Annotated in this window: 30 protein-coding genes and 1 pseudogene; 6 read left to right on the top strand and 25 right to left on the bottom strand. The window is 34.5% G+C overall.

Annotated elements, in window-relative coordinates:
• Positions 1-198 precede the first annotated feature (198 nt).
• From MKX53_RS07680 to MKX53_RS07655, 6 genes are read right to left on the bottom strand one after another with little or no spacing between them, the layout of a single operon-like run.
• Complete coding sequence (locus MKX53_RS07680) at positions 199-1188, bottom strand: biotin--[acetyl-CoA-carboxylase] ligase (RefSeq protein WP_340910371.1); 990 nt, start codon at positions 1186-1188, stop codon at positions 199-201.
• Positions 1172-2380, bottom strand: coding sequence for a CCA tRNA nucleotidyltransferase (locus MKX53_RS07675; RefSeq protein WP_340910369.1), 1209 nt, complete (start codon positions 2378-2380; stop codon positions 1172-1174). Before MKX53_RS07675 ends, MKX53_RS07680 begins: the two co-directional genes overlap by 17 nt.
• Positions 2358-3488 (bottom strand): N-acetyl-alpha-D-glucosaminyl L-malate synthase BshA, encoded by a 1131-nt coding sequence (gene bshA, locus MKX53_RS07670; RefSeq protein WP_093534651.1) that lies wholly within the window; start codon positions 3486-3488, stop codon positions 2358-2360. Before bshA ends, MKX53_RS07675 begins: the two co-directional genes overlap by 23 nt.
• Positions 3489-3500: 12 nt before the next feature.
• Positions 3501-3908: a methylglyoxal synthase gene (gene mgsA, locus MKX53_RS07665; protein WP_093534653.1), complete on the bottom strand. Its 408-nt coding sequence runs from the start codon at positions 3906-3908 to the stop codon at positions 3501-3503.
• Between the two features lie 10 nt (positions 3909-3918).
• Positions 3919-4695 carry a 4-hydroxy-tetrahydrodipicolinate reductase gene (dapB, locus tag MKX53_RS07660; RefSeq protein ID WP_340910367.1) on the bottom strand — a complete coding sequence of 259 codons (777 nt, stop codon included), beginning with the start codon at positions 4693-4695 and terminating at the stop codon, positions 3919-3921.
• A 2-nt stretch (positions 4696-4697) separates the two neighbouring features.
• Positions 4698-5030, bottom strand: coding sequence for a nucleotide pyrophosphohydrolase (locus MKX53_RS07655; RefSeq protein WP_093534657.1), 333 nt, complete (start codon positions 5028-5030; stop codon positions 4698-4700).
• 110 nt (positions 5031-5140) lie between these two features.
• Here MKX53_RS07655 and MKX53_RS07650 point away from each other — a divergent pair, with 110 nt between their 5' ends.
• Positions 5141-6010 carry a YitT family protein gene (locus MKX53_RS07650; protein ID WP_340910365.1) on the top strand — a complete coding sequence of 290 codons (870 nt, stop codon included), beginning with the start codon at positions 5141-5143 and terminating at the stop codon, positions 6008-6010.
• Between the two features lie 587 nt (positions 6011-6597).
• On the opposite strand, the gene MKX53_RS07645 is transcribed toward MKX53_RS07650, so the two are convergent.
• From MKX53_RS07645 to MKX53_RS07610, 8 genes are all read right to left on the bottom strand, one after another.
• A complete protein-coding gene (locus MKX53_RS07645) occupies positions 6598-6813 on the bottom strand; it encodes a hypothetical protein (RefSeq protein WP_340910363.1) in 216 nt (71 codons plus the stop codon).
• 188 nt (positions 6814-7001) lie between these two features.
• The gene (locus MKX53_RS07640; RefSeq protein WP_340910362.1) at positions 7002-7526 is read right to left on the bottom strand and encodes a GNAT family N-acetyltransferase; all 525 of its coding nucleotides are present in this window, start codon (positions 7524-7526) and stop codon (positions 7002-7004) included.
• Positions 7527-8140: 614 nt separating this feature from the next.
• Positions 8141-8542, bottom strand: a complete 402-nt coding sequence (locus MKX53_RS07635; RefSeq protein ID WP_340762105.1) for a hypothetical protein — start codon at positions 8540-8542, stop codon at positions 8141-8143.
• 4 nt (positions 8543-8546) lie between these two features.
• On the bottom strand, positions 8547-9932 hold the full coding sequence (locus MKX53_RS07630) for a sensor histidine kinase (RefSeq protein ID WP_340910361.1): 1386 nt from the start codon (positions 9930-9932) through the stop codon (positions 8547-8549).
• A complete protein-coding gene (locus tag MKX53_RS07625; protein WP_340768988.1) occupies positions 9929-10600 on the bottom strand; it encodes a response regulator transcription factor in 672 nt (223 codons plus the stop codon). Before MKX53_RS07625 ends, MKX53_RS07630 begins: the two co-directional genes overlap by 4 nt.
• Positions 10601-10653: 53 nt before the next feature.
• Positions 10654-11325 (bottom strand): ABC transporter ATP-binding protein, encoded by a 672-nt coding sequence (locus MKX53_RS07620; protein ID WP_340910358.1) that lies wholly within the window; start codon positions 11323-11325, stop codon positions 10654-10656.
• Positions 11325-12452, bottom strand: a complete 1128-nt coding sequence (locus MKX53_RS07615) for an ABC transporter permease (protein WP_340910355.1) — start codon at positions 12450-12452, stop codon at positions 11325-11327. Before MKX53_RS07615 ends, MKX53_RS07620 begins: the two co-directional genes overlap by 1 nt.
• 203 nt (positions 12453-12655) lie before the next feature.
• Positions 12656-13252 (bottom strand): TetR/AcrR family transcriptional regulator, encoded by a 597-nt coding sequence (locus MKX53_RS07610; protein WP_340910354.1) that lies wholly within the window; start codon positions 13250-13252, stop codon positions 12656-12658.
• Positions 13253-13380: 128 nt separating this feature from the next.
• Between MKX53_RS07610 and MKX53_RS07605 the strand changes: the two genes are divergently transcribed.
• Positions 13381-14529 (top strand): YhgE/Pip domain-containing protein, encoded by a 1149-nt coding sequence (locus tag MKX53_RS07605; RefSeq protein ID WP_340910351.1) that lies wholly within the window; start codon positions 13381-13383, stop codon positions 14527-14529.
• 172 nt (positions 14530-14701) lie between these two features.
• Positions 14702-14842, top strand: a complete 141-nt coding sequence (locus MKX53_RS07600) for a hypothetical protein (protein ID WP_340910348.1) — start codon at positions 14702-14704, stop codon at positions 14840-14842.
• Between the two features lie 349 nt (positions 14843-15191).
• Here MKX53_RS07600 and MKX53_RS07595 read toward each other — a convergent pair whose 3' ends face one another.
• The 9 genes from MKX53_RS07595 to MKX53_RS07555 form a co-directional block, all read right to left on the bottom strand.
• Entirely contained in the window at positions 15192-15983 is a 792-nt protein-coding gene (locus tag MKX53_RS07595; RefSeq protein WP_340910346.1) for a phosphotransferase, read from the bottom strand.
• Between the two features lie 302 nt (positions 15984-16285).
• Positions 16286-17032, bottom strand: a complete 747-nt coding sequence (locus tag MKX53_RS07590) for a hypothetical protein (RefSeq protein ID WP_340910343.1) — start codon at positions 17030-17032, stop codon at positions 16286-16288.
• Between the two features lie 271 nt (positions 17033-17303).
• Complete coding sequence (gene rraA, locus MKX53_RS07585; RefSeq protein ID WP_340910341.1) at positions 17304-17786, bottom strand: ribonuclease E activity regulator RraA; 483 nt, start codon at positions 17784-17786, stop codon at positions 17304-17306.
• A gap of 261 nt (positions 17787-18047) precedes the next feature.
• Positions 18048-18323 carry a YesK family protein gene (locus tag MKX53_RS07580; protein WP_093534693.1) on the bottom strand — a complete coding sequence of 92 codons (276 nt, stop codon included), beginning with the start codon at positions 18321-18323 and terminating at the stop codon, positions 18048-18050.
• A gap of 272 nt (positions 18324-18595) precedes the next feature.
• Complete coding sequence (locus MKX53_RS07575; RefSeq protein ID WP_340910337.1) at positions 18596-19411, bottom strand: CPBP family intramembrane glutamic endopeptidase; 816 nt, start codon at positions 19409-19411, stop codon at positions 18596-18598.
• 442 nt (positions 19412-19853) lie between these two features.
• Complete coding sequence (locus MKX53_RS07570; RefSeq protein WP_340910333.1) at positions 19854-20216, bottom strand: hypothetical protein; 363 nt, start codon at positions 20214-20216, stop codon at positions 19854-19856.
• 151 nt (positions 20217-20367) lie between these two features.
• The gene (locus tag MKX53_RS07565; protein ID WP_340910330.1) at positions 20368-20700 is read right to left on the bottom strand and encodes a hypothetical protein; all 333 of its coding nucleotides are present in this window, start codon (positions 20698-20700) and stop codon (positions 20368-20370) included.
• A 288-nt stretch (positions 20701-20988) separates the two neighbouring features.
• A complete protein-coding gene (locus MKX53_RS07560) occupies positions 20989-21507 on the bottom strand; it encodes a hypothetical protein (protein ID WP_340910327.1) in 519 nt (172 codons plus the stop codon).
• Positions 21504-21770 (bottom strand): hypothetical protein, encoded by a 267-nt coding sequence (locus tag MKX53_RS07555; RefSeq protein WP_340762094.1) that lies wholly within the window; start codon positions 21768-21770, stop codon positions 21504-21506. Before MKX53_RS07555 ends, MKX53_RS07560 begins: the two co-directional genes overlap by 4 nt.
• Before the next feature lie 428 nt (positions 21771-22198).
• On the opposite strand from MKX53_RS07555, the gene MKX53_RS07550 reads away from it, so the two are divergent.
• On the top strand, positions 22199-23422 hold the full coding sequence (locus tag MKX53_RS07550) for an IS110 family transposase (protein WP_340910324.1): 1224 nt from the start codon (positions 22199-22201) through the stop codon (positions 23420-23422).
• A gap of 201 nt (positions 23423-23623) precedes the next feature.
• Here MKX53_RS07550 and MKX53_RS07545 read toward each other — a convergent pair whose 3' ends face one another.
• Together MKX53_RS07545 and MKX53_RS07540 are read right to left on the bottom strand one after the other, a co-directional pair.
• A complete protein-coding gene (locus MKX53_RS07545) occupies positions 23624-24586 on the bottom strand; it encodes a DUF3885 domain-containing protein (RefSeq protein ID WP_340910321.1) in 963 nt (320 codons plus the stop codon).
• Between the two features lie 86 nt (positions 24587-24672).
• Positions 24673-24906, bottom strand: a pseudogene (locus tag MKX53_RS07540) (GNAT family N-acetyltransferase); the annotation flags it as partial.
• 210 nt (positions 24907-25116) lie between these two features.
• Here MKX53_RS07540 and MKX53_RS07535 point away from each other — a divergent pair.
• Positions 25117-25800, top strand: coding sequence for a response regulator transcription factor (locus tag MKX53_RS07535; protein WP_340910319.1), 684 nt, complete (start codon positions 25117-25119; stop codon positions 25798-25800).
• Between the two features lies 1 nt (position 25801).
• A complete protein-coding gene (locus MKX53_RS07530) occupies positions 25802-26794 on the top strand; it encodes a sensor histidine kinase (RefSeq protein WP_340910316.1) in 993 nt (330 codons plus the stop codon).
• Positions 26795-26822 lie beyond the last annotated feature (28 nt).

Below are 26822 nucleotides of genomic sequence, written 5' to 3'. Positions count from 1 at the left end.
AAGAGAAAACCATATAAAAGCCCTTCTATTCCGTTATGGACAGAAGGGCAGAAAAATTGTATTTATAGGTTTTCCCGTCCCTGTCATATAGATCAAGGCAGACTATTTAGTTAACAAAACTCTTTTTCTAAAGGTGCAGTTCTTAAAGGATACTGCCCAACACATACAGAATAACAAAAAAAATGAAATCCGTCCAAACTAACTTCTTCCTAACAAATGAATATCTGCCGAATAAATACCACGAATTTCACCATTATCTAATCTCAGCTCTAAAACTCCATCTTTCGTAATACCTAAAGCTACACCTTCAAGTGTTTCTCGTAACATAGTGGCACGTATACGTTTTCCAATCGTGCAGTTATGGCTTTCCCATAGTATTTTAATAGGTTCAAAGCCTTTTTCTACATATAGATCGCCATATTTTTCTAGATAGTAAAGTATTTTAGCTACCAATAAGGAACGATCCACCTCTTCTCCATTTTCCATTTTCAATGAAGTGGCAATGTTTTGGATGGATTCGTCAAATGCACTTAGTTCCTGATTTACATTGACACCAATTCCTATAATAATTGAATGGACTATATCCATATCTGCCTGTAATTCCGTCAAAATACCGGTGACTTTTTTTCCGTTTATCAATATATCATTTGGCCACTTAATCTGAGGTGTAAGATTAGTTACCTCTTGAATAGCTTGATTGATAGCTACAGCTGAAACCAGTGTAAACTGAGCAGCAAACTCGGGACTTATATTTGGACGAATAATAACGCTCATCCATATGCCTTTATTTGCAGTAGAGTCCCAGCTGCGTTCTAACCTTCCTTTTCCAGCAGTTTGTTCCTCCGAAATAATAACCGTTCCATGAGAGGCACCCTGACGTGCTTTGTCAGCGGCAATAATTTGAGTGGATGTACAAGATGTATAATAATCAATATTTCTTCCTAATTGTTTCGTGTTAAGTTTAGGAAGAATTTGCTCTGGCGTAACTAAATCCGGTATAGACTGGAGTATATACCCCTTCTTTTTGATAGCTTCAATTACATAGCCATCCTCTTCTATACTTTTCAAATGCTTCCAGATCATGGTTCGTGAAATATGTAGTTCATCTGCTAACTTCTGGCCAGAGACCGGTTCCCCTTTAGCATTGATAAGCGTTGAAAGAATTTTTTCTTTAATGGAGATATTCATGAGAAAACCATTCCTTTATTTCGTGTCTGTCATTATTTATTTTTCCATTTACAATCATGCCCGTTAATATGTCTAATACTTCTTTTATCCATGGGCCTCTTTTTTTGTTTGTCCATTCAATCAGGTCATTTCCATTCACAACAATATCTTTTTTAGAAGTAATGGGAAGTGTACGTTTCTGTAGTAAAAATTTCGCAAGTGGATGAGCTATTTCATTTGAAAAAATGGAGTTTCCAAAGTGGTAAGCTACTGTCAGAACTTCCTCCCTAAAAAGGAATAATTCATCAAGCGTCCAAGCACCTTTTTCCAAACTATAAACTGCTTCCAACACATGTTTTACATGTCTTTTCTCATCATTTGAGCATTTATAATGATTTAAAAGAATGTTAATATTTTCGTTCGACTGCAATAGAGCAAAGAAGGCCCATCCATTAGCTTTAACATTAAAACTCGAGAAGTTGTCCCAACTTTGTAGATGCCTTTCCCAGTCGCCAGGGAAATTCTGAGATAATCCACTTTCTACAAAAAGTTTCATGCCTTTGAAAGGAAAGTCACTTAGCCATATCTTTTCTAGCTCCACTTTTACTCTTTCAATGGAGACATGCTTAATAAGTGCATGTAAGGAACGAATTGCTTGAAAGGTCTCTTGCTCAAGTGTAAAATTCAGCTGCGCTGAGAAACGTACTGCTCTTAACATACGTAATGCATCCTCTGAAAATCTTAACTGAGGATTTCCAACCGCTTGAATTATTTCTTCCTCGATAGCTTTTTTGCCTCCAAAATAATCGACAAGCTCATCTTCTTTAGTTAAGGCCATTGCATTTATCGTAAAGTCTCTTCGTTGAAGATCCTCTTGTAAATTACGTACAAATGTTACACCATCTGGTCGTCTAAAATCAGAGTAGGTAGATTCCGAGCGATACGTAGTTACTTCAATAGGCTCATCTACTACAACTAAAACAGTCCCATGTTCGATTCCAACATCAATAGTATGAGTAAATATCTGTTTGACCTCCAAGGGAGTAGCATTTGTAGTGATATCTACATCATTTGCAGGAGCATTACGTACAAAGTCTCGGACAGCCCCCCCTACTACAAACGCCTCAAAGCCTGCCTGTTCCAGTTCTTCTATTATTTTATAAGCTGCCGGCCACCGATTTTTCATCAAGCTATTTTCTCGCCACTCTTTCATACATTTCTTCATACTGCTCTACAATACTTTTAGAACTAAATCGATCCCGTATAACTTCTAAGGACCTATCGACAATCTGTTTATGTAATGAGGGGTTTTGTAAAACTTCCACACCATGTTCTGCTACCTTTTTCCAATCCCCTAGTTCCACGATAAATCCATTTTCGCCATTCGTAATTACTTCAGGAATGCCACCTACATTCGTTCCTATACAAGGCACTCCACAAGCCATTGCTTCTAATAGCACTAAACCAAAAGACTCTTTTTCAGAAAGCAGTAGCATAAGATCTGCTATGGAATATAGTTCTGATAGATTTTCCTGTTTACCTAAAAATAGAACATCATTTTCGATAGATGTACCTTTAATGGATTCCATAATAGGATGTTTTTCGGGTCCATCTCCTACTAACAGTAATTTAGAAGGAACCTCTTCATGGATAAGCTTAAAGCTCTGTACTATATCCGGAACATGCTTTACTTTTCTAAAGTTAGAAACATGAATTACTACTTTTTCATGTGGTTTTATACCTAATAACTCCTTTAGATTACCTGCATCCTTTTTAGTATATTCTTGCTCATCAATAAAATTATATATCGTCTCAATATCCTTATTTGGGGATATTAAATCCATTGTTTCTTGGCCAAGGGAATGAGACACTGCCGTTACGACATCTGATTTTTCTATCCCATACTTTATTGCGCCTTTTAACGACGAGTCATATCCTAAAACGGTTATATCAGTTCCATGTAAAGTAGTAACAATGCCGATATCTGAGTTTGCCATATCCTTTGCCAGTATTGCACACACCGCATGAGGAATAGCATAATGTACATGCAATACATCTAATTGCTCATCTACAATTACCTCTGCCATTTTATTGGCTAAAGCAATATCGTATGGAGCATATTGAAAAACAGAGTAGCTATTCACTTCCACTTGATGAAATGTGATCTTTGGAGATATTTTATTTAGTCGGAAAGGGATCCCAGATGTGATGAAATGTATTTCATGCCCTTTTGCTGCAAGCATCTTTCCTAATTCTGTTGCAATTACCCCTGATCCCCCAACAGATGGATAGCAAGTAATTCCTATTTTCAATTTACGCACTTAATCACTTCCTTAACGTGAACGTCTCTCTTCTAGTAAACGCCAATCTAAAAAACCTTGTTCTATACCTTTTAAAAGGATTTCAGCTGTTCCCATATTTGTTGCAAGTGGGATCTGATATACATCGCAAAGTCGAATAAGCGCCGTTACATCTGGCTCATGCGGTTGAGCGGTAAGTGGATCTCGGAAAAATATAACCATATCCATTTCGTTATTTGCAATCGCTGATCCTATTTGCTGGTCTCCACCTAGTGGTCCAGATTTATATCTAAATATATTTAAACCAACTTCATCTATAATTCGTGTTCCGGTTGTTCCGGTAGCAAATAATTCGTGCTCTATTAATATTGACTTATATGCTGTTACGAACTGTATCAAATCTTCTTTTTTCTGGTCATGTGCAACTAATGCAATTCTCATTGTTTCCCTCCTATAAAATAATATCTTCTAAACCATAAATCAGAACATCACGCTCCATGATCTCATTGATAGACAATACAATTCCAGACATAAAGGATGCGCGGTCAAAAGAATCATGACGTAGTGTTAGCAATTGCCCCTCTCCACCTAAAAGCACCTGTTGATGTGCAACTAAACCAGGTAATCGGACACTATGTATATGCATGCCATCCATTTTTGCTCCTCTTGCACCTGGAATTATCTCTTCTTCATCCGGATGTCCCTGTTCCATAGAAGTGCGTGTTTGTTGTATCATCTGAGCTGTTTTAATTGCTGTTCCAGAAGGAGCATCTACTTTTTGATCATGATGCATCTCAATAATTTCCACATTCGGCAAATATTTTGCTGCTGTTTGTGCAAACTTCATCATAAGCACCGCACCTATAGAAAAGTTTGGGGCAATAATACATCCTACTTGTACCTCTTCTACTTTGTTTCTTAATGTATCTAATTGTAAATCAGTAAAGCCCGTTGTACCAATAACTGGTCTCACACCATAGTCAAGTGCAGTCATCGCATGCTCAAAAACGGCAGAAGGAATAGTCAGATCAACTAATACATCAGGTTCTGTTTGTTCGATTAATAAGTCTAATGATGTGAAGATGGGAATGTTATCCCCTAAGCACTCTGTCTCTTGCTTATAATCCAAAACTGCCACTAATAAAAAATTTTCGTTTTTTATTACAGTTGCTACTGCTTCTCTTCCCATTTTACCTCTTGGGCCTGCTACCGCTACTTTAATAACCATTATTAGTCCTCCTTAATCGTCCATCTATCTTTATCTCTTGTATTATATTTGTTTAAAACTTGCTCTAGTGATTGCTGCAGATCTATACCTTCTGCATTTGCCAAACATAATAGTACGAAAAAGAAATCTCCCATCTCATCCGCAATTTCTTTCTCCACTTCTGTAGATTTCTTTTTCTTTGTCCCATACTTATGTTGAACTTCACGGGAGAGCTCCCCTAGTTCTTCCGTAAGTCTTGCTAGTAGTTCCATTGGTGGGAAATAACCTTCTTTAAACTGGTTTATGTATGTATCCACTTCTAGTTGTAAATCAGATAAAGTTTTTTTCTCTACCATATAATCTATCTCTCCTTCGTGTATATCCTAATAAGAAAAGCAGCTAGTTGTCAAAAACATCAAAATAATCGATAATAACTTAAGTATGAACTAATAAGCGAGGTGTAACAATGGGAGTTGGACTTAAATTAAAAAATATTATAATGATTATATTGGGATCAGCCATTTATAGTTTTGGCTTTGTTCACTTTAATATGCAAAATGAACTTGGTGAAGGTGGATTTTCTGGTATTACTCTCGTTTTATATTTTGCATTCAACTGGGATGTAGCATTGATGAACCTTTTATTAAATATACCAATGTTCTTCTTAGGTTGGAAGTTGCTTGGGCGGAAAATGTTTGCTTATACAGTGATTGGCACTGTTTCAGTATCCGTATTTTTAAAATTATTTGATATTTATGAATTCCATCTTGGGCTAGAAGATGACTTGTTTCTAGTTTCACTATTTGCTGGGGTTTTTGTAGGTGTAGGTTTAGGTATTATTTTCAAATATGGTGGTACAACCGGAGGGGTCGATATTATCGCCCGACTTGTATTCAAATACAAGGGATGGAGCATGGGTAAAACGATGTTTATCTTCGATGCATTTGTCATTTTGTTATCCTGGGCGACTTTCCTAAATGAGCGTTCCATGATGTATACGCTTGTTGCAGTATACGTTGGCGCAAGAGTTATAGATTTTGTGCAAGAAGGCGCATATTCTGCTAGAGGTGCATTTATCATTTCAGACAAGCAAAATGAGATTGCTGATCTCATTACGAATAAATTATCTCGCGGAGTAACAATATTAAACGGACATGGACATTTCACAAAAAGTAGTCGGGAAGTAATCTATTGCGTCGTAGCGAAAAACCAGATAAGTGCATTGAAGTCGGTTATAAGTTCTATCGATCCACATGCATTTGTGTCTATAACAGAAGTAAAGGATGTAATGGGAGAAGGTTTCACTTTAGATGATGAGAAAAATCCGATAGATTAGTGTGAAGGATTATTCAAGTATCTTACTTGGGTGATCCTTTTTTAATAGATAAGCAATAATATAGAACACAGCATGAATATTGGATTATTTATAAAATTTTAATGAATGAATGATACTTCTGATTTACGCTACAGGTGGACGCGTTTCGCGGGGTGAGCGATGAGCTACCACCACAGCACACGCGTCGTTGTGATATCTCGAAGCACCTTCTCTTTTATATTACAGTCGTAATGGCATGAGGGTATAGTTTTCTTCATACGATTTACTTGAGGTGATAAAATGGAATTACTTTCTGAAAAGGAAGCATTGAATTGGATACTCTATGTTATTTACTTCGGATTTCCTATTCTAATAGCAATAAATTTAGGTGTACTAATAACTTTAATCCAATTAAAGAGAAGAATAAAAGATAAAAAATGACCCTAAAGGAACAGAGTAATTTTTGTTTCTCTTATTGAACTAAACTACTTATTTTAAGAAAAAAAAGCTATACTCCTTCTTGAAGTAAAGCACCCAATAGTGAAGATGAAATGGAGGAACTCAATTAAATTAAGTTCCTGCTTTACAATGAATATTTACAATTAAATCTATTTCGGCTTACATTCAAAAGAATAACTACTTGTGAGATTATTATGGATTTCTAATTTGACTTCCCCACCATTTTCATAACAGCCAGTAATGAGTAAATTTATTTCTTTAGTATTGAAATAACTATGGGTATGCGTTATAAAAGACACTCCAAATAAAGCCATAATGAAAATTAATAAAAAGCCTTTTAAATTCACCTTTTTAAAAATACTCATTTTCATCCCCTCCTTTATTTCAATTGAACTAACCTATTCTTTTACTTTATTACGTATAAAAGTAATAGAAGTTCGAATTATTTCAAAAAATAAAGTTCCCCTTGTTCAACTAAACTGCTGCTTTAGTTGAATAAGAAAAAGGCTTTACTCCTTCTTAAAGTAAAACACCCTTAGTTGAAGTAGGAAAACTAAAATATATTTCTAATATCTTCCCAACCATACACAAGTTCGGTAAGTTTTTTCTCTGAAATCTCAACTTCAACAGCATCTATTTTTTTCCCACCAAGTGATTCATAAAACAGACGAGAAATATTATCTTTTAAGACAAGAACAAGCATAGAGTTTAATCCCAATTCTGCAATTTCTTCAATTATTGGTTTAACAAGTACTTTTCCTAAACCATTGCCCTGATACTCTTTTAAAATGTATATTGCATATAACTCCCCTTCGAACCCATGGTAATTCCCGCTTCTTTCTAATCCACCAGAAGAAAAACCAACAATTTCCCCGCCATTGGTCTCTGCTACATATACCCCGCCATTAGGAATATTGTTTTCCCATAGCCGTTCTCTACTTTCGTATGTTAAATTATTTAAATATTGGTCTGAAACTATATTGTTATACGTAGTTTTCCAAGAATCAACGTGTACTTTTGCTATTCCTTTTACGTCTGATAAAACAGCTTTTCTAATGTTCATATTCCCATTGTTCATTAATTCCTCTCCCTCTTTTGCAGTAAATAATACCATAAAATTTCGATTTCATAATGAACTAACCTGCTGTGTTAGTTCAATAAGAAAAGTTATCCTTACAGGCAGCCACTTGTTCTAACTGCATAATCGAAATTTAAGTGAAGAAAAAAGAATATATCAAAAAAACAAAAATCCCTATTATTCCTGTGACAATAAATGGAGTTCTGGAAACTGGCCTTCTTTTAATTCGAATGTAAAAACCACTCAAGATATACATGCAACAGAGTAATAATCCAATAATATAAGTTTGATTGATTCATCTCCAAACTTGAAGTAAGCAACCCTTTTGCACAATATTTTACATATATTAACTTATTCAACACAGTAGCAAAATAACCTTCTTCTTCAACGAAACTGCCGTTAAGTACATTCTTTCACAAATTTTTAGATGCAGGTCAAATTCATAATACTTTTACTAAAAATCAATCAACCTTTACCTTTAACTTAGCCAAATTTAATAATAATTGTTGTTCTCATATTAAAAAAGAGCTTGGAAAATGAAACTTCCAAACTCTTTTTTCTGTCTTTCTTTACTAAACACCTGTTACTTTGAATGTATTTCTTTACATTGTCTTTTACTTAATTTGTTTCGTATCCTCTGTTAAGAAGGTAATAACTACAAATAATGCAAATGCCAATAACAATAAAGTTCCGCCTACAATGAACAAAATCATCACAAATGTTTCATTTAAGTTAAATGGGTTTAAATTATACATCCACATACCAAACGTTAGACCAAGTGCGCCTAACATTCCTGTAATAGCGTGTATAGGTACAAGTTTTTTGTATTTTACAGTATACACTCTATAAAATATTCCCCATGCAAATACGGATAACCATCCAACTAATAATATATGTGCATGTATGGGACGCAATGAATAATCCATACTTCCGCTCATTTTAGACCCTAAAAACGTACCGATTATTCCAAATATAGCAGCAAAACGAATTAATCGAATTGACCATTTCTTTTCCATAATGTTAACTCCTTCTAATTGGTAATTTAATTACAAATGTACTTCCTTTTCCGACTTTACTAGTGACATTTACTTGTCCACCATGTAACTCCACAACTTTCTTGACTATTGATAGTCCTAGCCCAGTACCATCTTTTTTTCTAGCTGTATCTACTCGATAAAAGCGGACAAATATTTGCGCTAATTGTTCATTACTAATCCCTATTCCTGTATCTTTGAAAATAATTTGAATTTCACCATGTACTTCTCGACAAGTAATAGAGATGATACTTCCTAATTCAGAATACTTAATAGCATTACTCAATAAATTATCCCACACACTCATGAGTAATTCTGCATCCCCTTGAATAGCTACAGGTTCTAATTTATAGGATAATTCTAATTCACGTTCATTGATTCGCCATTGCGACTTCCTTATAATCTCTTTTAACTGTTCATCTAATCGGACACTATTCCTTTGTAAGGAATAAGAAGCCTGATCTAAAGAGGTTAAGATAAGTAACTGTTTTGTTAAGTTCGATAATCGCTTAGATTCTCGCTGAATAATGGCTGCATACTGTAACCTGTCTTCTTTCTCTAGTTCATCAGTTTGAAGTAGATCAGAGTAACCTTGAATATTCATTAATGGCGATTGAAAATCATGAGAAACGTCATTTACAAATCCCTTGCGTAATTCATCATTATGAGCAAGCTGCTGCTGCATCAAATTAAAATTTTCCGCCAATTGGCCAATCTCATCGTTTCGTGAAATATTTAATCGGTAATTGAAATTTTCGTTTTTTACCGCCTTAGTAGCTTCTGTTAAGGATGAAATCGGTCGTATTAGGTTTCGTGTCATAACAGCCACACCGAGTAAGCTAATGATAGCTATTGCAACGACAAAGCTCATTAATACAACATGGATATCCGAGAAAATGGACTTGTTATCGGGTCTCAAAAATAATGCATATTGGTCTTGCTGTGTAACAACAGGTACCCCAACGGAATTTTCCAAGCTATTGGAAAAATGTCCCATCATTAATAACGAACTCGGTGCATATTTCATCCCATGATATATTTCACCATCCATAATAATTTGAACTGTTTCAGTGGGTATCTTTAGATTTTGAAATTCTTCACCAAAGGGGTATTTTTCTCCAGAACTAGATATTAGATAGATTTGATATCCTGAATTACCGATTAATGATAAATAGGCATGCATAGAATCCTTCGAATCATGCATATTTTCAATTCCATTCGCTACCTCTTGAGCAAACTCTACATTCTGTGAATCAATATTGTTTTTTGAGACTGAAAAGTAAATAATATTCGCAAGGGCAAATCCGACGATAATACTGCAAAACAAAATTAATACAGTCGCGCTAATAAATTGTCGATAAAGTGTTTTCATTTCAACAGCTCTAATTTATAACCAATTCCACGAACGGTTATAATTTCAACATTTGCCTCGTAACGTATTAATCGTTCCCTTAATCGATTAATATGTGTATTCAGCGTATAGTCATTACCCTCAATATCAATTCCCCATGTATGCTCAATTAGAAAAATTCGTTGCACGATTTTTCCACTTCGTGATGCTAACAAAGTGAGTAGTTCAAATTCCTTCAAAGGTAACAAAACGGTTTCTTTTTTTATAATTACTTCATAGTTTTTTCGATCAATTTTCATATTCCCAATTTCTATGAAGTTTTCTAAAGATCTTTCATAACGTCGCAAAACAACTGCAACCCTAAATAATAATTCGCTAGGCTCAAATGGCTTTACTATGTAATCTTCTGATCCAGCAGTAAATCCTTGTTCTTTATCTGCTAATTGACCTTTAGCGGTTAATAAAATCACGGGAATATCATAATCTTCCGTCAAAATTTCTGTTAACTCAAAACCATTCATACCCGGCATCATAACGTCTACAATCGCCAAATCCACTTTGTAAGTTTCTAGTAAAATTAGCGCTGCTTCCGCATTGTCAGCATTATGCACTTTATACCCTTCACGTTCCAAATGTATAGTTACTAGTTGCAATGTATCTAAATCATCATCTACTAATAAAATCTGCATAGTAACGCCTCCGCTTTCTAGTGAATTTGGTTTCATGTAAGTTATTAATTATATTATTGTAACGTTAATTTACCATCTTCCATACGGTAAACGCGGTCGCAATATGCCAGCATTCGTTCATCATGAGTTACCATAACAGCAGCCTTACCACGTGCTTTAACCTCTTTTGAAATAAGGGAAACGACCTCATTTGCACGGTTTGTATCCAATGATGCAGTAGGTTCATCCGCTAAAATAAGCGATGAATCATTCATAAATGAACGCGCGATTGCTACACGTTGTCGTTCCCCACCAGAAAGCTCATTAGGGAATTTTTCGAATTTACTGCTCAAACCAAGCTCTATTAATAATTCTTTTGCAAAGGCTTCATCTTGTTTTGTTACTTTACCCGACATCTTTTTTAATAGAAGTAAATTGTCTAAAACATTTAAGTACGGCATTAAATTAGACGTTTGTAATATAAATCCTATTTCATGTAATCGTAAATTGGAAAGCTCTTTATCTTTTAGTGTTGCAATATCTTTATTATCAATTTTGACTTCACCTTGTGAAGGTTTTAATAATGCCCCAGCAATCGATAGAAATGTTGACTTTCCAGAACCTGATGGGCCAATAATGGCCACAAACTCTCCAGAAGCAACCTCCATTGAAACTTGATCTAAAGCTACTATTTGTGATTCGCCTTCTGTATATACCTTTGAGACATTTTTCATGCTTAAAGTCATTATTCAACCCTCCCTAACGCGGTTAATGGATCTATTTTTGAAATTCGACGAACTGAAAACAACGAGCTACCAACAGATATCACTAATAGTACTATTCCATAAATAATAACTAATACAGGATCTAAATTAAATGGCATTTCTTCTGGGAATACCATCGCAGTTAGATATGTAAGGCCAATACCTATTAAAATACTAAAAAACGACAACACGAATACTTGAGATACGATTGCTTTAGCTATAAATCCATTTGAAGCACCAATTGCTTTCATCACACCAAATTGCTGTGTTTTTTGGATTGTTAGAACATAGAAGAATACCGCAATAACGAATGCTGAAATGACAATTAAGAACACTAGCATCATCATTATTGTACCATTTTCCGCAGTATAACCTGGCATACCATTAATAGCTTCGGATTTGGTTACTATTTCCACGCCATCGACTTCTTTTTCTATTTGTGCTGCATCTACGTCCTTACCTAATATGGCGAATGCATTGATAGCATCTTCTACTCCATTATTTGATCCGGGTGCAGAATATTTATACTCCCGTACAAAATCCATATTTGCAAATAGTGAAGGCAAGTGATTGAATGTCTCGTTTTTCACAAAACCAATAATTTCTGCATTTAGTTCAGAACCATCAATTGCTACGGAATCACCAATTTCATAGCCATTTGTATTTTTTAATGTGATATTCGCAACAACACCATTTTTAATCTTCGGATCAACAGCTTTACCTTCTATTACTTCTGGGTGTAAAAATGAGCCAGCTTCAATACCTAATAAAGCAGCATCTACTTTGTCCTCCCCTTCAGCAACACCATCAATTGGTAAGATTGCTATAACTGACTGAGAAAATGGAGCAACATCTTCTACCCCTGGCTGCGCTTCAATGTTACTTTGCAACGATTGAGATAATAATGATTTTGAAAATGTCGCACCCGCTCCATTTTCATAAACAACATGCTCTGCTTCCCAGTTTTTAATCGTCGCAGCGCTTAGTGTAGATAATCCATTTCCTAAACCCGAAAGAATAAATACAAGCCATGCGATTAATATTATGATAAGCCCAATCATTGTAAAACGTAACTTACCATGTTTTAGTTCTTTTAATGCCAAAAACATATAATAACCTCCTTATTTATTTACATTTCTCATCATATACAAGCTATATAAACTTTATATAAACTTTCACCAATTAAGCAGAATTAGAGATATAGAAATCCGCCAAATTTATTAATATATTTCATCACAAGACAAAAAAACCCACTCAAATATTTGAGCAGGATGTATCAGATGCTTTTTCATCACCATTATTTATTCCGAGCTTATAAACCTGATTGGTTCTTTTGAATAATAGATATAATCTCGATATATAACGCTGTCATTTCGTCAGGGGTCTTATCTAAACCATTTTGAATCCACTGTTCAATTAATCCTAAAAATGCTGATGTGATAAAGGATAAGTAGTATTCCATTGGCACCTTTAAGTTTGTATGGAAACTTTCATTTTTCTCTAAATTAACACGCACTTTTTCTGAAAAGGCATCTCTAAATCGAAGATGAAAACCAGCTCTACCACGATCACTTAAAAATATTTTTAACATTGGCGCATGCATTTTAATCGAGTTAAATAAGGTAGCAGCTAATTGTTCTTGATTCTTTTCAAATTTTTGCATAGATGAATAATATTTTTGCAATTCATCAATATGATTGCCTAAATCCTCAAATAACTGTTGCTCAATTTGATCAAGTAAATCAAATTTATCTTTATAGTGTAAATAAAATGTCCCGCGATTTATTTGCGCAACTTTTGTAATGTCACCTACCGTAATTGCTTCAAATGACTTATTCTCTATAATCTGCATAAATGACGTTTGGATAAGTTTTTTTGTTTTGCGATTTTTTTCTGTATAAACACTCATAAAATCAACTCCTCCCAAAAATGAACACACTGTTAACTTTTGTTTATTGCTTTAATATACGCGTAAATTGTAAGATATACAAGTACCACTAAACAACATGTTGTAAATTGAGAAAGGATGAATTCCAGTTGAGATTATTTAAAGAGAAATTAGCATGGGTTGCCCCTATCGCTGTAATATTAATAATTGCTCTATTCTCTTTGAACTTATTTGCTCAAGGAGATCCAAAAGTTAAAAATCTACCAATTGCGCTTATAACGAGTGATAAAGGCAGTCATGTGGATGCTGTAAAAGAAGCAATCGAACAAATGAGTAAAGGTACCGACGGTGAGGAACCGATGTTAACTTTTTCAAGTGAAAAAGAAGCAGATATTGAAGAGTTGTTTGCTCAAAAAGAGTATTATGCAGCTCTAGTTATTCCTGAAGGGTATAACGATGCCGTACAAAATGCCATGACAAGTAACACATCAGCAACTCTAAAAATATATATTAATCAAGGTTTTAATATGACAGGTGCAAACTTTGCGAAAACTGCTTTAAATGGATTAGTTACCCAAATTAGCGATCAATATTCAACAAACCTTATAGGACAATTGGGCGATCAACAAATAGATGCTAACCAAGCATCTGTGCTTGTCCACCCCGTCGTATCTGAAGAAAAAGTATTCAATACAATCACTACTGCCACAGCGAATGGGAGTGCACCGACATTATTGGCCGTGCCTGCTTGGGTTGGAGCATTAATCGGTGGCTTCATTGTCTTCCTAGCTACATCTAGCATCTTTAAAAAAGAAATACTAACACGTAAACAAACATTACGTCTAATGAGTGGACAAGTATTATTCGGTGTAATTATCGCCCTGTTCTCAGGCTTTACTGTTGCAACACTTGCACAGATTGCTGGTATTAATATGCCAAGCTACTTTTTAGTCGCTTTCTTTGTATCCTTTGCAGCATTCTGTTTCTACTTATTGGTATCAGCTATAACTGCATGGATTGGCAAACCTGCCATTACGTTATTTATGGTCGTTATGCTATTAGGTATGGGTGTTCTAATGACGCCACAAGAAATGCTTCCAAGTTTCTTTGTAAACTTCATTCGTCCTTGGGTACCAATTCGGTTTGCTTCTGAAGGTTTACGTGAAATCTTCTACTTTGGTAGCGGCTTCTACACAGGGGAATCTTTCAACACTATTTTAGGAATTGGTATTGCAGGTTTATTGATTTTCCTACTGTCTATTTTTAAACCAGTACGTACAAAAACTAGTGCAAATTAAAGAACAGTTGGCAAGCGTATATGCTGCCATCATTAAAAAGTGCTCTTTTGTTCCGTCCAATCAGATCTAACATTATTATCGACTTACGCACTAAAGTGAAGGAAAAAGCCAACCATATTGAACTGCCCCGTAAATGTTAGACACAAAATCTAACATTTGCGGGGCTTTTTTAATGTCTTTTACAGCGGAAGAAAGAATTAAGAGTGTATTACGAAATTTAAATGGTCATGAATCTATCTCAGAGATTGCTCAAGAAGTACAGGTAACGCCACCATATAATACAAAGTACCGTTCCGAGACTGGACAATGGTAACTGAGCCTATGGTGAAATAGAACTTGAGCAGCTACGAGTTATTCGTAGTTTAAGAAGTACCTATTACTCGATTAATGCCATTTTACGATTACTCAAACAAATCCAACAACCAAGTCCTGATATTTCCGCGATTTGAAATACACCAACAGATGAAGAATATATTGTGTCAGTAATTGATCAATTAGGTAAATCATTACTAGATGCCATAGCAGATGCAAAAGATACATTAACTTTATTTCAAGAAAAAACCACTTTCACATAACGCTAACGGAAAGTGGTTTTTAGCATCTTTACTTTAAACTAATGTGCGATTTGAAAATACCCAAAAATCCATATTTTGCTTCTTATATTAAATCCACTCTTTTCCATGTTCGCGAATAAATTTAATATCGTTTTGATAATGTTCAACGTGCCCTTCATTTATCATCTTTTGAAAAGCAATGTCACCTTCATTGGCTTTTCTTTTTATGGTTTTACATAATCCTTCTAATCTTAGCAATACCATCTCCAAATAATCCTGATCTATTCCCTCACCATAGGATTCAAAAAACAATTTTACTCTTTGTTTTATACGGTCGGCATGCTGGTATGAATTATAATAAACAGCCTCACCAGTTTCGGAATGATAAACTCTACTTAAGGGGACGCAGGTGTAAAGAGTATACGCTATGTCCCAAAGTCTTGGACCAGGACCAGCAACATCAAAATCAATAATACCTACTGGTCTTTTATGTTTAAAAATAAGGTTGTATATTGCAAAATCATTATGGCATAGTACCTCAAATAGTTTGGGGGTGTTATCTAACGATTGCCAGCTATCATCAAATGAAAAATCACTCACACAATCATGATAAAGACGGAGCATATTCGCTATTTCTATTAAGACATCATTAGACCACATGTATTCTTTTAAAGGATAATTCCCAGCTTCTCCTTCAATAAATGATAATATCTCTCTTCCTATTTCATCGATACCTAAAAACTTTGGTGCATAACTGAAACCTTTGTTCTCCAAATGCTGCAATAGCTTATGGATTTTGTGACTATCTGGCTTTAATTCTCGTCTCACAGTATCTCCCAAACGATAAACGTTAGAGACATTCCCTCCTGTTAGCACTTCTTCGTTTTCATGATTTGACATCTAAATATCCCTCCCACCAAAGATAAGAGTAATAACAGAAAAAGGATATTTGAGAAATAGGAAAGTAAATCCACTAATAATCATTCCTACCACTCTATACGGATTTTAAGATAGAATACTATCAATATATTTGATATCTATTGGATAAAACCTTGTTTCTGTGTCCCCATATGTCTATGTACTTCCATTTGTTGAGGAAGTCGATAATTATTTTAATCTTTCAATATTCTTTTCTATTTGGACTATTTTTAACAATAATTTTATCCTACATATCTGCATGTAAACTGAAATTTGCTCCACTTTTAAAGACCTAATGAATCTTTACCATAACCATTTTCTAAGCTTTGTACTAGTAACTCCACACAATTAACCACATCATCTATATCTTCAAATACTGTTTGTACTATTTTTTCTTCTATTCCTTTTCCACGGTAACATATAACAAACATACCCAGTCTATAAACTCTTTTGTAATCGTTTTTTATGATAAATTCTATACCTTCCTTTTCAGAGTTTAAAAAGAAAAATGCATGAGAATCATCTAGCAAAACATGACCTTCCATCTCCTCAAATCCTAATATCCTAATACTTAACTCACCCTCATTAATGATGGTCGAGAATTCATCATATTCTTTAATTACTTCCTTCGATAAGGGGTGATTATGTTCAACTTTAAGAGGAAGTACTCCTTTATTTCTTTGTTCTTGAAGATACTCAGAAAATCCTTTATCTATTGCTTTAGCAAATCTCTCAAAATCAAATTTATAATTGTAAAAAATGGGTTTACCATTTTCAAAAGTAAGACGTTCAATACATAGAATTTTCTCCTCTACAGTTAAATAATATCTCACCGCAAAACCGAAACCGTCTATATCAGTTTTGTTCGTTTTTCCATTCCATAGCTGTAAAAGTACATAGAAAAACGAAGGTATTGAAACGAATGCAATACAAAATGTGAAAGAGATATCTTGACCATCTCCATTTAATTTTATTTCAACATCTCCGTTTATATAATCTATATCAACACGAAATGTATATTGGTTTCCCAAAAAAACACTCCTTTTGTTATCTTGTTCAACTAACCTAATTGGTTAGTTCAATAAGATAAAAAGCTACCCTTACAGGCAGCCACTTGTTTAACTAAGTACCTATTACTTTAAGTACATTTCTTTCATTCTCTATATTGTTGCTACTAAAAAACTATCAGTAATTTCATAAACGTTTTATGTTCCAAAACTCGTCCTTTTCTGAACACTCCCCTATCCAAATGGAAAAGGGCATTTTTAAAATTCTATGCAGTGTTAGTAAATACTCTATTTTTTATAAAAGAGGCTGTTTAGAAATAATAACCCCGTCCTCATCCACATAAACATACTCTCCTGGATTCCAGTCGACTCCACCAAAGTGGAATTTGCCATTGCGCTCGCCTGTTCCATCTTTTTTACTTTTCAAGGGATTTGTTCCTAACGCAAGAATACCAACATTCATTTTAGCAAGATCAACAGAATCTCTAACATAACCGTTAATAATAACGCCTGATAACTTTCTTAACTGCGCTATGCCCGCTAAACGATCGCCAAGAAGTGCGCATCGATTAGAACCACCACCGTCTACAACAATTACTGAGCCTTCCTGTACACTTTCAAGTGCTTCAACGAGGAGCACGTTATCCTCATACACACTTACAGTTTCAATTTTTCCTGAAAAACGTGTCTTTTTTCCGAAAGAACGAAATGCGATATCGCTAATTTGTAGTTCATCTGAATAGTCGCCGCATAAATCAGTAGTTTTAAAGTCTAACATAATGGATTCCTCCTAATATTTTAATAAATATCAAATTCATTTTTCCGCAATCGGGTGCGATTATTGATTAAGCATCACTTTTCTTATTCAACTAACGGGTGCAGGTTTGATGAAGAAGGTTATAAGGATCAAGGTAGAAAATTAGTTATTATTAGAAATTCTCTAATATTACAAACAGGCAGTATAGAATAGTCATGCTCTGGAAGTAACGGTAGCAGATAAAAGAGTAAACATTAATAAGTGAAAAACGAGATGACATTCTTATAAATTTGAACTCCTTGAGATAGCTCCAATAACAGTACCTATCCATATTCCTGCTAAAATAGTAATCATAAATAAACCCAGTCCCATACCATCCCAACCACCAATTCCAATTACGCTATAAATAATTACCCCGATACAAATTAGACTTAATACAGTAGAAGTGGAAATTAAAGATTTTCTTGAAACTTTACGGGACGTAATAAACATCACAATTGCAAACACAATTCCGCAAAGCAATATAGGAGTCCATCCATCTAACATCAAAGCATCCATTTATTTACCTCCTGTTATGTTTTCTACAAACTGGCACGATTGTTGAACACAAGTTAAACAACACTCTTCAACTAATCTGTACCTTATTTTAATGCGTTTAAAATAACCATAAGTTCCAATATTAAACAAATTACCATAAACTGCCGCATTAGTTCAGTAAGAAAAATGACTAACCTTAGTACCCCCATGATACTCAACTAGAGCACCCGTTTGGTTGAATAAGTGTTTTTTCAAATGTTAAACGACTAAAAACAGAAAAAATAAGTTAAGTTTTATAACTTATTTTTTCTGCTTTCAATTAGTAATAAAAGTGACAACACCACTACACTAAATACCACTATAAACAAAAATGACAAGTATAGAGTCATGAATCCTTCAAATGCCTCATCAAACTCTATAAGAGCGACATCCGGGTTATAAATACCACCCATAGAAATATATCGAACCACTTCAAGATAAACAAGATGGAAAATAATACTCATCCATAATGTTCCTGTATACTTTCTATATAGCTGTAGAGCAATTCCAAAAGTGAGGAGCAATATAATATAATCTATAGTTATTACAAATGGATCACTAAAGAATATTGACTCCAATGCCATTACAGTAATCGGAATACAAATGAACATCAACGGTTGCAAAATTAATGAGATGATGAAGCGAAATTTCTTATTCAACTCTTGAAATATTAACCCACGTATAAAGACTTCTTCTGGAAATGCCTCATACATAAATGCTGTCAGTGCATTGATTAAAATGGCAATTATAACACTTGATGTAAAATTAAATCTAACATTTTCAATGCCACCAAATATATAAGCCGTTAAAATACCTAATAGGACTAAAGTAAAAGGCAAAGTAATTCCCACTATCAACTTAGATGATGATTTTACACCCTTCAAGCCAATGTTACTAAAAACGTCTGGTTTTTTTCTTTTAAGTATATAAAGTATAAAAAGCGTTAACCCAGTAAAGATTACTCCTTGTAAGAGCATGCCTATTTGTCGATCCATATCTTGTTTTTCTATCAAATATTGTCCGATATTACCCGATACAAAGAGGAATAATGACACGAGTACAAAGTACAAAATTAACCTGCTAATCCTGAAACTTGATGAATCTATTTGAATTCTCCTCTCTTTCTAATAGATTAATATTAAATCTTTTCTGGTGAAAAACCTTTTAAGTATTTTGTGTCATATTCCTCAGTAAAATGTTCATATGACTTTAATTCTTCTTTCGCCAAATCTGTTAAATAAGAAGACTTCGGGGTCAACAATTTTTAATACTTTATTAGATTTCACATGAACTACTCCTTTCACACTTCCCCCAATGTTAAGAAAAAAGAGCTTTTGATCAACATAACTTATCATTATGAACACGTACTTAATTTAAGAGAAAAGACCTTTTAAATATATTCTACTTCCCTCTAGTTATTCCTTCTTCAACTAATCTGATTCTTTAGTTCAGTAAGAAAAAAGGCTCTACTTCTTCTTGAAGTAAAGACCCGTTAGCTTAATAAAATTTATTTTATTCACTTGGTATATAGCCAATTACTTCATTGGTATTGGGGTCAACGAGGATTGAAGGTGTACCGATTAGTACATTATCTTTATCTTCGAACGAAATGGTTAATACCTCTTTTCCATCATAAGTTTTATCCAACAATTCATAGCTATTATCAGCAATCGTTTTTTTCACTTTCGCACTTTGCCAATCTTCTTTAGCCCTGTCATACCAACCTTTTTCATTTATAAATTCCCATGCTACTGCCCTAACATCTCCATAATTATCCGTATCATTTGTATTTTCTATAACTTGTTTATTTGAACAACCAATGATTACCCATATCGAAAATACTGTTAAGGTTAAATATAAAAATTTTAATTTCATAATACTTTAACCTCTTTTCAATTAGACGATAAAATCTATTTTGGTATTCAATAATTCAACTCTTGTTAAACTAAACTGCTGCTTTAGTTCAATAAGAAAAAAGCCTTTACCCCTTCTGTAAGTAAAGGATCCGTTATTTGAATAACTAAGCTTATTTGGGATCCTCAATAGTTTCAATACCACTAAGAAAAATTAAACCATTTCTTTTTATCTTGTATCTTACGTAATAGGTCTTATCTTTCTGAATTAAATTCATTACCATTGGTTCCCTAACAATTACTTTAGTCTCTTCTTGATGTCCTACTGGGGCATTAGGGTTAAATCCCTTTATCCATGCTTCATTGTTATCGTTAGAATACCCTTTTTCAGTGACTGTAAAATCAGTTACAGTTAACACAGACGAAAAAGAATTATAAATTAAAAAAACAATCAAAAAGGCAACAGAAATTGTTATAGCCGACAATAAAGTTCTTTTACTCTTCATAAAATTCCCCTTCTTTCACTATCCCGCTTCGTTAGTTAAATAAAAAAAGCTACCACTATAGGCAGCCTCTGTTTAACTAAAGCACCTAATAGTGAAAAACATCTCTACATTCCTTTTATCCCATTAGACTCAAAAACCCAATTGTTAAAATCATTGATCCAATAGAAAATTAGGCACACTATTACAAATTGATTAAAATTAATCTTTTTTAATTTACCTTTTCTTTTCTGACTGTATAAAAACATAGTAAAATAATTTTCCTGTAAATAATTAGAGTACTCAGATAATTTATTTAATGGTTAGATCCTTAATCGTTATATAAAGTCGCCTCGCGGAATTCATTATATGAGACCTTATATCTTCAATTTCATTTAAACTAGAAATCTTTATTTGAAGTTCTGCTACTCCTTTTAAATTACTGATATTTATATTCTCTTTTTCTATCCCAAAATCTTGAATAAGCTTATTTGTAAAATTAGTTATTTTGCTGTTACCTTTCTTTCCAACATAAAATAAAATCTTAATCTTATAACTTCTAATGGAAATTAAATACTGATTCAAGGCCCAAATATAATTATCTTTTTCATTATCATAATGGCTTGGATCTCCAAAATGTTTGGCTTGACCACAATGATGACAAATTGCTATATAACTAACATGTCGCCTATTTACACCTGGTTGTTCAACATTCACAAAAACTTCATAGGGAATAAACACATCACGTGAACAAAATCTACAAATAACAGGCTCATCGTAAATCGTGATACGACTTTTTTGGGGGCGTAGGGGTTCATCCATCCCGCTCATTCTTTTGTCACTTCCATGTATTCAATAATAGATACATGTTTTTGTAACATATGATCAAATCGGTTTTTTTCTTGAAACATTCGTATTTCACCACATGACGTGCAAGAAAATGATTGCAATGTGAGCTGGTCTGTTACCGTTTCACCTAAAGGATATAAATCCGTATAAACTTCACGATGCAAAAATTCATCTTGCTGACAAAAAAAACAAACGAGCTGCTTGTCACGAACTTTTATTTGATACGTCCCTCTTCTTCTAACCATTCCATCACTCCTGATCATTAACACTGCCTTATTTTACGTTTGAATTAAATGAGGGTTCCAAATTTAAATAATTTACCCATTTAAAAATACGCCATCTTAGTTTCTTCAACTAAACTGCTTGATTAGTTCAATAAGAAAAAAGACTTTCTCCTTCTTAAAGTAAAGCACCCATTAGCCATCCATGTAGCGCAAAATCAGCGCTACACCACAGAGAATGAAAATGTGAAAACCTGGGTATAGGATACTACGGCTGGGAGAGGAAGGTCGATGAACTATGGTGCCATAGAGCCCATCCGTTAGTCTGACTCCAACGACCACGGTGCATCACAGACTGTCGCTCCCTTACGGGAAGCACTCATGGGAGATTAATCCTACTCTGGTTATTGCACCAGCCTCCAATACTATTTGCCGTAGAAAGGATGATTACAATGGAAGTAATCATTGAACGTGCTTGTGGGATGGATGTCCATAAGGATTCCATTACTGCTTGTATTATTACCCCAAAAGGAAAGGAGATTCAAACGTTTTCCACTAAAACTGTATTTCTATTACAGTTAATTGACTGGATTAAGGGGCATGGTTGTACTCACGTAGCAATGGAGAGTACAGGTGTATTTTGGAAGCCTATTGTTAACTTGCTAGAAGCCGAGAGCATTGAGTTTTTAGTAGTGAACGCTCAACATATGAAAGCAGTACCAGGTCGCAAGACCGATGTAAAGGATGCCGAATGGATTGCCAACCTTCTTCGTCATGGTCTACTTAAAGCAAGTTTTATTCCAGACCGAAATCAGCGGGAATTGCGAGAGTTAGTTCGATACCGTCGAAGTATTATTGAAGAGCGTGCGAGACAACATAATCGGATTCAAAAGGTTTTAGAAGGAGCGAATATCAAACTCGGTTCCGTTGTCTCCGACATCATGGGTGTTTCATCGCTTGATATGCTTCGTGCTATCGCCGATGGCGAAAATGATCCTGAGAAATTAGCTAGCTTTGCCCGCCGATCAATGAAGAAGAAAAAGAGTGAACTAGAACTAGCTCTTCGAGGGTATATCAATCCACATCAACGTCTCATGTTAAAAACCATTCTGGTCCATATAGAATTTCTAACTGAGCAGATTGAGCTATTAAACGAAGAGGTGGCTACTAGGTTATCCTCCCATCAAAAAGATATAGAACGATTGGATTCCATTCCTGGCATCGCCACTCGAATGGCTGAACAAATCTTAGCCGAAGTCGGTACAGATGTGGAGAAGCAATTTCCCAGTTCAGCGCACTTATGTTCCTGGGCAGGATTAGTACCTGGACATAATGAAAGTGCGGGCAAGAGGAAATCAACCAACATGAAAAAAGGAAACAAGTACTTGAAATCGGCGTTAATTGAAGCAGCTCATTCTGTTAGAGGATCCAAGACCTACTTGGGAGCCTTGTATAGGCGTACTGCATCAAGAAAGGGTAAAAAGCGTGCAGGGATATCAGTGGCTCATGCCATTTTAAGAATCAGCTATTATCTCCTAACTCGCAAAGAAATGTACGTAGACTTAGGGGAAGATTACTTTGACAAACAAAAAGAACAATCGATTGTACGATATTCTGTTCGAAGACTTGAAAACTTAGGTTACAACGTGACAATCACTGAACCAAATGCCTCCTAGTCCAACCCACAATTTAATTCACATTTAGGCGCCGCACTTTTTTAAAAAATTATTGAGCTGCGTCAGATTTCGTATTGCCTTTTTCTCTAAATCGAAGATTTTAATTTTCATGGGAGTTCAGTAAGTTCAACAAAGAGGCGTTTAGCCCTCGTCCTCCTGTATGATAAAGGGAATTAATAATTAATACTCCAACTCTTCTAATTAAAAAGCTTTTATTACTGACCATCCTTTATAAATACCTTTATATTTTTTGGAATATAAAAACATAAGCTCAGTTTGATAATCAACAAGTGCCAATGCTTCTGTTTTAGTTACTTTAATTATAGAATAATCAAAATTTTCATCTTCAATGGCAATATTAAATCCTGTTTCACTTATCTCACTAATACATTCTCTTGCAAATTCATTTGGTATTGCAAGTACATGAGTAATGTGACATCTATTCACCTGCGATAAGTTTATTTGGGTTTGTTTTATTTTTATTCTGTTTTCCTTAAGTCTTTTTTCCTTTTCTTCAGAGGTTTCATAGCAATTGAATAACCCTACACTAAGGGAATGGTCAATTTCAATACGATTATAATCTAAAATCCATTTTCTATACTTATGATATAAAGGTAAAAGATTATCTTTATTTATGCCGAAAACATCACAACCTCGGTCATCATAAATATGAAATATTATATCCTTCTGGGTGCTTATAAAATAAACAGATTGTCCAATAGAAGGTTCTCTTCCTTGTTCATAATTTCCTATACCTTCAAGTATTTCCTTGTAAGGAATAAAATTTAATTGTGAGGATAGTAGTTTCACTTTGTATTCATTCTTGATTTCTATGGTTTGACCAGTTAACTCATCATAATCCTCATCTATATCGAACAAAGTTTCCTCTTCTATATTTTGCTTACTGAGTAAATCATACAGGTATACTGGAGTAGTATTTCCAAACATGATGTCCTCGGTTACTTCCCAATCTTTTATATAAACATAAATAATATCATCTTTCTTGAACAATTCTTCAAATAATGTAGTAACTCTTGTTACAACTTGGTTTATTCTTTCTTTAGTGCCGTTTTCATATGGCTCACCTAGTTCAAACCTTAGATGCAATTTACTTGTTAGGTTTGGAAAATTGCTGTCTATGTACTTCAATATTTTTTCCTTCATTGGAATAGCTCCCTTATATTAATTTCGAATAATTTTCAGTCAGCTTCATCTCTTTTATAAGTTTCCTTATTGAAGTAATTCACCCGTCTTACTGGGGAATAGTTTGCAAAACCGACAACTTTGCCATTAACTTCCGCAACATAAAGAATAGAACGTTCTAAACGTTGTTTCATACCTTCATCATTGTAAGCTGAATTTAAGAAGTTATTTTGTACCTCTAATGGAATTATGCCCTCATATGTAGCATTCCAAGTTGTTTTCGCTATATTTTGAACTTGTTTTGTATCTGCGTACTGCATCTTACAAATCGTAATACTCATATAAAGTCCTCCTTTTGTTCAATAACTTACATATTTTAACTTATTCAACACAATTGTAGAAAAACCTTCTTATTAAGCTGACTAACAATATACGACCGTCTTTCTCTTTAAAATAGTACAGCAACCAGAATTTTTTGCCATATCAATTATTGCTGCTTTTTTGATATTAAGGTAAGGTTTAAAGTAACAATAAGTGAGGATGATTTTCAAATGAAAATATTACTGGTGGAAGACGATCGCACAATTGCTTCAGGACTTGAATATTCATTGCAACAGGATCACTTTTCTACGGTTCTTTGTTATGATACGGTAACTGCTAAACAGGTGATAGCTGAACAATTAGATCAATTTACGTTATGTTTATTTGATATATCCCTACCCGATGGTGATGGATACGAATTATGTAAGATGGTGAAGGAGCGGAGTGATATTCCTGTTATTTTTCTAACAGCGATAGATGATGAGGTGAATGTCGTGATGGGGCTTGATATGGGAGGAGATGATTATATTACTAAACCTTTTCGTATCCGTGAGCTTCTCTCACGAATTAAATCCGTCTTAAGAAGATATCATCAACAGACCCAGACCAAATCGATCATTGAAATCGAAAATATACGGATTAACACGCTAGAAGGGAAAGTTTATAAGAATGACGATGAGATTTCATTGACTGCCTTAGAGTACCGATTATTGCTTATTTTTGCGAACCATATTGGGCAGATTCTTTCAAGAAATCAGTTATTAGAACAGATTTGGGATGTGGCAGGTGATTTTGTGAATGATAATACATTGACGGTCTATATTAAAAGATTAAGAGAAAAATTAGAGGACAACTCTCAGGTTCCAAAGATTATTAAAACAGTGCGCGGTCTAGGTTATAAGGTAGGTGATTAGTATGCTTCGAAATAGAGAGATTCAGTGGTTATTCGTTACGATGTGTTCGATCAGTCTCGTGGCAATTGTGATCTCGGCAATGATGTCACTCGCTGTCGCAGTGCTTACTTGTATCACTTCAGCGTTACTTATTACATGCAGTTTGGTATTTACGAGATGGAGATATACGGAGATTGGGAATCTCTCTAGCTATTTACGCCAAATAAGTAATGGGAATTACACGTTAGACGTTCGTGATAATCAGGAAGGTGAGCTGAGTATTCTAAAGAACGATATCTATAAAGTGACACTCATGTTATCTGAACATAGTGCGCTTTTACAACATGATAAAGTCCAGCTTACGAATGCGATTTCCGATATATCACATCAGCTTAAGACTCCCCTAACCTCCATGACAGTCATGGCAGATTTATTAAGTGAACCCGAACTTCCTCCTGATAAAAGAACAGAATTCACACGTAATATACGGATTCAACTTGAAAGGATTGGATGGCTTGTATCTTCATTATTAAAGTTCTCCAAAATTGATGCAGGAACGGTTCAATTTAAAAAAGATTCTATTTTGGTCAGAACATTGTTTCAAAAATCACTCGAGCCTGTTCTGATTCCAATGGATATTAAGCAACAAACGGTCTCGATTAAGGGTGATGACGCCGTATCTTTTCTCGGTGACCTTAATTGGAGCGCTGAAGCTGTCATCAACATTTTGAAAAATTGCGTGGAGCACACACCTGAGGGTGGGGCGATCTCTATATCTTTTGCAGAAAATGCACTGTATACCGAAGTAATCATTGCTGATAACGGAAAAGGAATTTCGAAAGAAGAGTTACCCTATGTTTTTCAACGATTCTACAAAGGAAAGAATGCAAGCGAAGATAGTGTCGGTATTGGACTAGCCTTATCTCACAGTATTATTACAAGTCAGAATGGAGATATCAATATCAACAGTGAGAAAGGAATGGGCACACAGTTTCATATTAAGTTTTATAAATAAATCATTGCATTAAGTTAAGTGACTAAAT

The organism is Psychrobacillus sp. FSL K6-4615, assembly GCF_038008225.1.
GTDB lineage: Bacteria > Bacillota > Bacilli > Bacillales_A > Planococcaceae > Psychrobacillus > Psychrobacillus psychrotolerans.
The sequence above is the reverse complement of the archived record's forward strand: the minus strand, read 5'-3'. Positions and strand labels throughout refer to the sequence as shown.